Below are 3562 nucleotides of genomic sequence, written 5' to 3'. Positions count from 1 at the left end.
GCCTACGACCTCGTGCCCGCACCCGTGGTCAGCCTGGAGAGGCGCGACCTGGCGTTGACCGTCGGCGACTACGGTCGCACAGCCAGCATCTACAACCTCCTGTCGCAGGCGGGGCGTTTCGGCTTGTCGGCCGAAGAAGCGCGCGGGCAAATCGATCGACTCGTCGATGTCGTTCGGCATTGGCGCGACAGCTTCTTCTCCTGTGGTGTGTCGGCCGAGGACATCGACTACATCGCCCCGGCCATCCTGCCTGACTGCTTCTTCTTCGAAAGGCGTCCCGATGCGTGAGGAGCGATGTCGGTTTGTACCTTCGGTCAAACCAGTTCGCTGTCCAAGCGGATCCTGCTATGACATGGACACGCCATGAGTAGCCCTGCAGACAACTACAAGGGCTTCAAAGATTTGGCCAACGCTCAGGTTGAAGGTACCGACTACCGCATCCAAGTGCGCGTGAACGCGGGTTCGTCGATGGCCGTGATAGCCCCGCACGGGGGCGGTATCGAGCAGTACACATCGGACATTGCACGCGGCATTGCCGGGGCGGATTTCAACCTCTACCTCTTCGAAGGAATCCGCCGTGCCGGCAGCTATGCCGCGCTCCATCTGACCAGCCACAAGTTTGACGAGCCGCGATGCCTGGCGTTGCTGTCCAACTGCGATCATGTGGTCGCGATCCATGGATGTGGCGGTGATGCGCACAGCCGCTCGTTGGCGGTCTCGATGAACCCTTGAAGGCCGCGGTGGCAAGGACGGCGCGATGATCTCGCAGCGATAGCCGCGCCGAGTCAGCTCTCGATTCAGCCCGTAGCCAGTGGGGCCGGCCTCATAGACCACGCTCACCTGCCGCGCCGGACCGTACTTGCGCAGCGTCTTGCGCACCCCTTGCACGTCAGGCCCGAGGGTGCCTACGAACCGGCTCGGCTCTCGTCCACACAAACGGCAACAGCAATGCTGTCCTTGTGCGCATGATCATGTCTAGACGAAGCCGTCTAAGAGCCAGAGATGTCCGATGGAAGTTGTCAACATGTCGCAAGCGAAATCGTCGTTGCCACGCCTGGTGGAAGCCATCGCGTAGGGGCGAGAGTGCGAAATCGTCATCGCCCGAGGCGGTCGGCCTGCGGCCAAGCTTGTTCCCCTGGAGTACGTTCCGACAGGAAGACGCATTGGAGTAGCCAAGGGCGCGTTTCAGGTGCCCCGACTCCATCGATGCGCAAAACAATGAATTGGCGGAACTGTTTTTCGGAGGCGGTAACTCTTGAACGTTCTGCTCGACAAGCACGTGGCACTGGGAGCTAACCAAGCCATCGTTGAAACTGTGACACGGATGACGCATGACTGCTGCCGCATTGCTGGCAGCCGGCTCGGTCCATATCGGCGGCGCCTTCACCTCCGGGCCGACGCCACCGAGTTCTCTACCTGAAGTCCCGGCTCGACACCCGAAGCTCGCCCAACAGCAGCGTGTGATTCCAGAGGTGCGCTGCAATCAGCGAGTTCACTCCTTTCTCGCTCTGCCACGTGCCTTGCACCGTCAGCAAGCGCGACTGACGCAGCACCGAACGCTGCGCTTCCGCGAGCTTCGGCCAGACGATGATGTTCACCGTGCCGGTTTCGTCCTCGAGCGTCGCGAAGATCACGCCCTTCGAGGTACTGGGCTGCTGGCGGTGCGTGACGATGCCGCTGGCCGTGACCTGGTCGCGATCGCGGGCCCGGGTGCGAAGCTCCTCGGCCGTTCGGATGCCCAGCTCGGCCAGGCGATGCCGGATCAGTGCCAGCGGATGGCGCCGCAGGCTCAGGCCCATCGAAGCGTAGTCGTCCGCAACTTCCGCGCCTTCCGTCGGCTCGGCGAATGCAAACGGATCCTCGGTCGTCCGCGCGGTGCGCAGCATCTCGGTCGGCCGGGTGTCCACGCCTGCGGCTTCCCACACGGCGTCTGGCCGCCGGCCGGACAAGGTCAGCAGCGCGTCGGCGCCGGACAGACACTTCAGGTCGTGGGCGTCCAGGCCCGCGCGCTTGACCAGGTCCTCCACGCTCGCGAAGGGCCCGTTCTCCCTCGCGGCCACGATGCGATCCGCAGCCTTCTCGCACATGCCGACGATGCGCGAGAGCCCCAGGCGCACCGCGCGCAGCGGCGTTGCATGACTGGCATCCCAGCGGGGCAGGGCCGGGGCCCGCGCCTCCTCCTCGAGGGTGCTGAGCCAGTCGCTGACCGTGACATCGACCGGCCGCACGACGACGCCATGCTCGCGCGCATCGCGCACGAGTTGCGCCGGTGCATAGAAACCCATCGGCTGGCTGTTGAGCAGGGCCACGAGGAAGGCGTCCGAATGGTGCCGCTTCAGGTAGCAGGACACATAGACCAGCAGCGCGAAGCTCGCCGCATGGCTCTCGGGGAAACCGTAGGAGCTGAAGCCCTCGACCTGCCTGGCCATCTGCCCCGCGAACTCGGCCGTGTAGCCCTTCTGCAGCATGCGCTCGACGAGCCGGCGCTGATGCACCTCGAGCCCGCCGCGCTTGCGCCAGGCGCCCATCGCGCGGCGCAGCTGGTCGGCCTCGCCGGCCGTGAAGTCGGCGGCCAGCATCGCGATCTGCATCACCTGCTCCTGGAAGATCGGCACGCCCAGTGTGCGCTCGGTCGCCTGCTTGATTTCTTCACTCGGGTAGGTCACGGGCTCCTCGCCGGCGCGGCGCCGCAGATAGGGATGCACCATCCCGCCCTGGATCGGCCCGGGCCGCACGATCGCCACCTGGATTACGAGGTCGTAGAAGCGCCTTGGCCGCATGCGCGGCAGCATCGTCATCTGGGCGCGGCTCTCGATCTGGAACACACCCACCGTGTCGGCCTTGCAGATCATGTCGTAGGTGGCCGGGTCTTCGGCCGGCACCTCCTGCATGCCAAATGGCTTGCCGAGCTTCATCGACACCAGGTCGAGCGCGCGATGGATGGCCGTGAGCATGCCGAGCGCCAGCACGTCGACCTTGATCAGGCCCAGCGCATCGAGGTCGTTCTTGTCCCACTGGACGACGCTGCGGTTCTCCATCGAGGCGTTCTCGACCGGGACCAGGCGGCTGAGCTTGTCGCGCGCGATCACGAAGCCGCCCGGGTGCTGGCTGAGATGCCGCGGGAAGTCGCGCAACTCGTCGGCCAGGTGCAGCCACTGCTGAACGCGCGGGTTCGTCGGGTCGAGTTCGTTCTCGAGCAGGCAGGCCTCGCTGATCCACTGTTTATCCGTGCCGTAGGCGGTCTTGGCGAGGCGGTCGACCACCTCGAGCGCGAAGCCCAGCGCCTTGCCGACGTCGCGGATCGCGGACTTGCTGCGGTAGGCGATCACGACACCGGTCAGCGCCGCCCGGTCGCGCCCGTACTTCCGGTAGATGTACTGCATCACCTCCTCGCGCCGCTGGTGCTCGAAGTCGATGTCGATGTCCGGCGGCTCCTTGCGCTCGACGCTAATGAAGCGCTCGAAGAGCACGCTCATGCGCTCGGGGTCCACCTCGGTCACGTAGAGGCAGTAGCAGATGGCCGAGTTGGCGGCCGAGCCCCGGCCCTGGCACAGGATGCCGC

The 3562-nt window shown here is 65.4% G+C and carries 2 protein-coding genes and 2 pseudogenes; 2 read left to right on the top strand and 2 right to left on the bottom strand.

Annotation, left to right across the window (positions count from 1 at the left end):
• Both AC1DY5_RS47315 and AC1DY5_RS47310 read left to right on the top strand, forming a co-directional pair.
• A pseudogene (locus AC1DY5_RS47315) lies at nucleotides 1–288 on the top strand (type II toxin-antitoxin system HipA family toxin); the annotation flags it as partial.
• Nucleotides 289–363: 75 nt separating this feature from the next.
• Complete coding sequence (locus tag AC1DY5_RS47310) at nucleotides 364–732, top strand: poly-gamma-glutamate hydrolase family protein (protein WP_478121287.1); 369 nt, start codon at nucleotides 364–366, stop codon at nucleotides 730–732.
• Here the strand turns inward: AC1DY5_RS47310 and AC1DY5_RS47305 are convergent.
• A pseudogene (locus tag AC1DY5_RS47305) lies at nucleotides 700–950 on the bottom strand (IS110-like element ISCARN28 family transposase); the annotation flags it as partial. The gene AC1DY5_RS47310 and the pseudogene AC1DY5_RS47305 overlap by 33 nt on opposite strands.
• A 462-nt stretch (nucleotides 951–1412) precedes the next feature.
• A partial coding sequence (locus tag AC1DY5_RS47300; protein WP_478121286.1) for an error-prone DNA polymerase occupies nucleotides 1413–3562 on the bottom strand: 2150 nt, incomplete at its 5' end.

Source organism: Variovorax sp. P4_D9, from assembly GCF_056401695.1.
Note: the sequence above shows the minus strand (reverse complement) of the source record. Positions and strands in the feature narration are given on the sequence as shown.

What these genes read in the sequence shown, in the direction of transcription:
- AC1DY5_RS47310 (WP_478121287.1), top strand. Translation starts at nt 364, where the DNA reads ATGAGTAGCCCTGCAGACAACTACAAGGGCTTCAAAGATTTGGCCAAC.